The following is a 5,670-nucleotide window of genomic DNA, read 5'->3' as shown; positions in this document are numbered from 1 at the left end:
GAACACCTTGCAAAGCGCATTGGGAACACTGAAAAGTGACGGGTACGACCCCGCGGGCATCCGGGCGCAAGAGGGGCCACTGTCACCGTTGCCCGCGCTGCCGAAAGACCCCAAGCAGTTCGCCCAGGTGTGGAATTCGCTCACGCCCGAGCAGAAAGACGCCGAGTATCACAACAATTCGTCGATCGGCAACCACGACGGAATGCCCGCGGTGGACCGCGACCACTACAACCGCATGCACCTCGACGAGCTGCAGAGGACAAACCAAGCCGACCTTGACCGCCTGCGCGCTCAGCATCCCGATTGGGCCAACGGGAAGACACCATTCTTGAAGACCAATGAGTACCTGGATTGGCGACGGCAATGGGACGCGGCCAACCGGGCACACGACGGCTACGCGGACGTGAAGAAAACGATTGGCCCGCCGCCGGACCAGATCGACCCGTCGTCGAACAAGCTCCACCAATATCTCCTGCTCATCGACGACAAGGGCCACGCCGCGGCCGCGATCAACAACCCCGATACGGCCAAACGCAACGCCACCTTCGTCCCGGGAACCGGCCAGGACACCACCCGCTTCAGCGGAAGCGCCGACAAGTCCCAGCGGATGTATTGGGCGGCCCGCGGCGCGGATCGAACACTTCGGCCCGGCGATGTCTCGGTCACCACGTGGATGGGGTACGACCGGCCGATGAATCTCGTTGAAGCCGCCCATACCAGTTACGCCCACAACGGGGCCGACGCGCTCGACGGTTTCCAAGCGGGATTGCGGGCCTCGCACAACGACACGGTGACGGGCGGGCCGTCCATCAACACGGTCATCGGACACAGCTACGGGTCGACCGAAGTGGGAGCGGCGGCCACGGGCGGCCACCACCTCGACGCCAACAACGTCATCGCTGTCGGCAGCCCCGGGATGCTCACCGACCATGCCGGCGACCTGAACCTTGACGCCGGGGCCCACGTGTTCGCGACGCGAGCGCAAAACGACGTCATCGGCGTGGTCACCGGCATGACCCTGGGCCCCGACCCGATGAGTTCAAAATTCGGAGGCATCCCGTTTGAAGCAGCGCCCGGACCGGGTTGGCCGTTCGGCCTGCCGACGGTCGCGGCCCACAGTAGCTACTGGGACCCGGGCAACCCCGCGCTGAACAACATGGGCCGTATCATCGCAGGCAGGGTCGATGTCACCCCACCCTCATTCACGCCATGACCGCTATGACTCGAACGCCCCGATTCGTCGTAATCCTCGCCGCTGTCGCAGCGCTCGTCCTCGCGTGCTCCCCGAGCAAGCCGGCCGCCCCGCTCGGCGGGAAAACCCCTTCCGGTGCAACACCCATCCCAGGAGGCCCGATGGACCACACCCCGGTCGCCCCGTCACCGAAGGTTCCCGGCAGCCAGCAAGAGGCGCAAGACACGGTGCTGCAATACCTGCAGAGAACGGTGAACGGCCTGCCGCCGGGCACCGTGCTCGACGGCAGCGACGCCCAGGGCGGAAGCAACCTGGGTTGCGACGACAACTACGCGGGGCCCGGCCCGGGGCCCACCGAGTACACCGCCGCCCTGCATGTGGTCGGGCCCGAGGGCATGGCGCCGGCAGAGCTCATCGACCGAACCGGAAAGCTTTGGCAGAGCTGGAATCTCACCGTCATGGAGCGCGACGGCTTCGAGAAGCCGAACCGCTTCGCATACGCTCCCGACGGGTACCGGCTGCAGATCGAAGCGGCGTACCCCGCAAACTATTCGCCGACCGTGACGGTCATCTCCCCGTGCTTCGCGGGCGACTTGCGAAAGGATGACCTCCCGTTTCCCCGGATGATTCGCCAAACCGCGCCCGGAAGCTAGTGCTTGCTGCTGGGCCTGCGGCTCGGGGTGAATTGGCTAATCGGCCTGCGGGAGTAGTCTTTCCCAGGGATTGGAAGGGGGGCATGCTTGTGGCTGCCGGTCTGCCGCGGTCCTCGGCGAAGACGTCACGCGCAGCGCCGGCCTTGCCCCCAGCGGGTTGGATCAACGCTCGGGCCGCCGCCGGCTGACAACGCCATGCAACTCCTCTACATCAGCGTCCCGGCACTCATCGGCGCGGCAGGTGGTGACCCCTGGGCGGTCAACGCCAGCCTGCAGGCGGGCAGCCCGGCGCAGATTTCCAATCTGGCCGAGGCCTTCCATCGCGCTGGTCGATGCACGGCGGAGGCTGACCACGCGTTCGAGCAAGCCCGCACCCGCTTCGACGCCGCCTGGAATCACCAGGATGGCGATCATCCGATCAACGCCTCCGACGAAGTCCAGCGGGTGACGAAAGCCCTTGGCGCACAATCCTTGCAGTTGCCGAAGATCGGCGCGGACCTGGAGAACATCGCCGCGACATTGGCCGAAGCCCAGAAAACCGCGGCCGGGCAGATCGCGTCGCTCGAAGCCGAATTGGAGAACCTCGACGAGCTGATCGCCGAAGCCGACCAGATGGAGGACGACGCGGACCTGAGCGCGGCCGATTACGACGCGCTCGAGGCGTTTATCGCCAAATGCGAAGACGACGCCGTGCGTGCCACCAAAGACGCGCTGGGCCGGCTGCAAGCCACGCGCGACGGTTATTCGAGCTCCTTTCAGAACGCGTTGGGAACGCTGCACGCCGACGGATATGACTCGACGGGCGTCCAGCCCACACCCGGCCCGGCGCCGGGCGATCAGCAGGGCGGGCCACGCGGTCCCTCGTTGGCGCCGACGCCTGGGGATGTGGCGATCGCCGGTGCGGGTGCCGTGGCCGGTGGCACTGCAGACGGTGTGCGGCAGGCGACCCTCAACCTCATCGCCGAATCTCCCGGTACGGGTCCCGGCAAGGCTGACCCGGGCTTGTTGCGGTGGCTCGAGGATGCGAAGGTCGGCGGAGTCGAACTTCCGGGATTCACCCGTATCGGCGGGGTGGTCGGTGCAGCCAGCGCAATACCGGCCATAATGTCCGACGTCCATGACGGCAACTCGGTACCCGAGGCAGTCACCCGGGAGACTGCCGGTGTCGCCGCCGGGTTATGGGCGGGTGCAGAGGTGGGTGCGGCGATCGGTTCGGTCGTTCCGGGGGCAGGTACCGCGGTTGGCCTGGTGGTCGGCGCCGGTGCTGGAGCGGTCGCCAGCTACCTGGCGTCTAAGGGTGTCGAAGCGGCCTGGCACCCGGTCGCGGACGCGGTCGGTAGTGCGGTGCACGGCGTGGAATCCGTCTTCGGTTTCGGTTAGGGCCACTTTCGATGCGATTCGATGAGTTCGTGCAGGGGTCGGGCATCTCGGTGTACCCGGTCGACCGATTTGTCGGTTTTCTGGTGGAGGTCGGCATGCCGCCGGGTTGGGAGACCTTCCACTCGGCGGTCGGGACCCGTGTGTGGGTCTGGCGCGACGATCCATGCATCGACACGTTCTGCGCTAACGCGGTGTTGACGATGCATCGCGTCGAGGCCCCGCTGGATCCCGTCGACGTGTTCGCGATGTTGTCCGATCAGCAATTGCAGTCGGTGCCCAGCCCGGTTGAGCTGCGCCGTGAATTCGCCGCAGCCACCGAGGGCCCCGGGATCGTCGGGATGCTCGCGATGCGGATCGCGCATGAACTCGGCATCGTCGACAGCGGGTCACAATCGCGGATCATCGCGACGGAAGAGGAGACGCTGATCGCCCAACTGACGGTTACCGCGTTACATGATTCACCGGTGAATCGGGCACAGCTCTGGCTGAAGGCACGGCGCGGTCCGGTGACCATCCCGGCGGCCGCCGGTCAGCGCCGCGCCACAGTTAACACAACACAAGTCGGCCACTGATGGCCGGTGACAGGGGGAAAGGCCGTCGGTGGCGTGTTCTGCGCTATTGCTTTGGCGGTTCCCTCTGCCTGGTGGCGGGCGTCAACGTGCTGGTCGGTTCACCGTGGTACCTATGTCTCGGCGTCGGCGTGACCGGTGGCATCATCCTCGTCGGGCAGCGCCGGATATTTCGTGCCGCCGTCAGCCGCTCGGGCGACGCAATCGCCTGCCGCTACATTCCCTGGTACGAGGGCAACGCCTACATCACGCTGGTGCTGGTCCCGCTGCTGGGGGTCGCCGCGTTCGGGGCCGGGAATGCCCCCGGCAACCCGGCGTGGCTTCGTTTAACGGGCATCATCATCGTGGGCGTAACGCCGCTGACCCTTTATGGCGTCGTCCGTATGTGGCTTCGAAGTCTGCTCTGCATAACCCCGTCAACGTTGACCGTGCGGTTGCCCGAGCGGAATGAACTGATCGAGATCCACCGTCAGCTGGTCCAGTCGGTTGAACCGAAGGTCCTGGCGCAGCCTGCCGGTGGCGCATCGTTGCAAGTCGCCATCACGTACCGCCCCGCGGGCGCGACGGGAGACACCACCACGACGGTGGTAGTCGGTCTCCGACTGAGCATGCAACCGGTCAACCTCGCCAACGCGCTCGTCGCCTGGAAAGACGGCGCCGGTGACGACCCGGTCGAGTTGATGGATCGGATCGAAAGCATTGCCCGCGGCGAATTGACGGCTGGTGTGTGAGCAGAGCCGGTGGCAACCCGTTCGGAAGGCGGGCTCAGGAGGTTGGCAGGTGGGATCAGTACCATCGGTGCCGTGGAACGCACAGGCCCACCCGACGACTTCCACGAGCAGGCGACTCATCATGCCGACTACGGCATGGCCGACCAGCCGACTTCCGGCGACGCCCCGCCGTACCCGCCCGACGCGTTCGACGCCCTGGAGGGCGAACCCACTCCCTGGTATCGCAAGCCTCCACTGCTGATCGCCTGGCTGGTGTTCGTCGTGATCCTGATCGGGCTGATCGCCTACGGCATCACCGAGCTGCTGAAGGGAGGACAGGGCACCAGCCCCACCCCGAGCACCAGCAGCACGAGTTCGACCACTACCACCACGACGACGACCACGCCGGCCACCACCACCACGACGCCGACCACCACCACTGCGGGCGAGGCGCCGGCGCAGCAGCCCACGCGCGAGCCGAGCCAGCAGGCGCCGACACACCACCATCACCTGCCACAGGTGCCTTCGGTGATCACGATTCCCGGGGTGCCCACGGTGATCACCGTCCCGCCCGGCCTGCGCTGACCCCGTCGGCCGCTATGGTGAGGACCACCGGGCGATCGGAAGTGGGGTGCGGGGCATGAGCGAGTCGCTCGGGCTGTCGATTGGGGCGGCCAACCTGGTAGCGGCCCGCGCGGGCGGCACCCCGGTGGTTCGCAGCGCCGTCTTGACCCTCTTCGAGCACCGGCCGACCGAAGTTGGCCTGCCGGAAGAAAACCCGAACCTGACCGGGGACGGGATGGTGCTGCGCGGGTTCGTCGAGCGCGTCGGCGACCGGTCCCCGTTGGTGGCGCCCGACGGGACGAAGTACCTCGGCGAGGTGCTGACGGTCGAGGCGATCGAGGCGATGGCCCGCACCGTCGGCTACGGCTCACCGATCACCATCGCCGTCCCGGCGTACTGGTCCGAAGCCCAGTTCGCCGCGCTGCGCGACGAATTCTTCGCCCAACCGGACCTGGCCCGCGGCGGCGTGTCCCCGGTCCTGGTGTCCGACGCGACCGCCGCCCTCGCGGCGCTGCGTGGCAGACCGGGTTTCCCCGGCGCGGGCGTCGTCGCGCTGTGCGATTTCGGCGCCAGCGGCACCAGCGTCACCCTGATGGACGCCG

The 5,670-nt window shown here is 67.1% G+C and carries 6 protein-coding genes and 1 pseudogene; all 7 read left to right on the top strand.

Translation table 11 applies throughout. From position 1 onward, the window contains the following. Positions 1-1,213, top strand: a 1,213-nt coding sequence (locus A5692_RS11215; protein WP_156766028.1) for an alpha/beta hydrolase, incomplete at its 5' end; no start/stop codon positions are given. A gap of 140 nt (positions 1,214-1,353) precedes the next feature. Further along, entirely contained in the window at positions 1,354-1,845 is a 492-nt protein-coding gene (locus tag A5692_RS28205) for a hypothetical protein (RefSeq protein ID WP_231984292.1), read from the top strand. Between the two features lie 195 nt (positions 1,846-2,040). Further along, positions 2,041-3,225, top strand: a complete 1,185-nt coding sequence (locus tag A5692_RS11205) for an ABC transporter C-terminal domain-containing protein (protein WP_068055815.1) — start codon at positions 2,041-2,043, stop codon at positions 3,223-3,225. Between the two features lie 11 nt (positions 3,226-3,236). Next, positions 3,237-3,797: a hypothetical protein gene (locus tag A5692_RS11200; RefSeq protein WP_068055811.1), complete on the top strand. Its 561-nt coding sequence runs from the start codon at positions 3,237-3,239 to the stop codon at positions 3,795-3,797. After that, positions 3,797-4,525 (top strand): hypothetical protein, encoded by a 729-nt coding sequence (locus tag A5692_RS11195; RefSeq protein ID WP_068055807.1) that lies wholly within the window; start codon positions 3,797-3,799, stop codon positions 4,523-4,525. Before A5692_RS11200 ends, A5692_RS11195 begins: the two co-directional genes overlap by 1 nt. A gap of 72 nt (positions 4,526-4,597) precedes the next feature. Next, a complete protein-coding gene (locus tag A5692_RS11190) occupies positions 4,598-5,089 on the top strand; it encodes a hypothetical protein (protein WP_156766027.1) in 492 nt (163 codons plus the stop codon). Between the two features lie 55 nt (positions 5,090-5,144). Then, positions 5,145-5,670, top strand: a pseudogene (locus A5692_RS11185) (molecular chaperone); the annotation flags it as partial.

It is taken from the genome of Mycobacterium sp. E342, assembly GCF_001667665.1.
Taxonomy (GTDB): Bacteria; Actinomycetota; Actinomycetes; order Mycobacteriales; family Mycobacteriaceae; genus Mycobacterium.
This window is presented reverse-complemented; position numbering and strand designations above follow the sequence as displayed.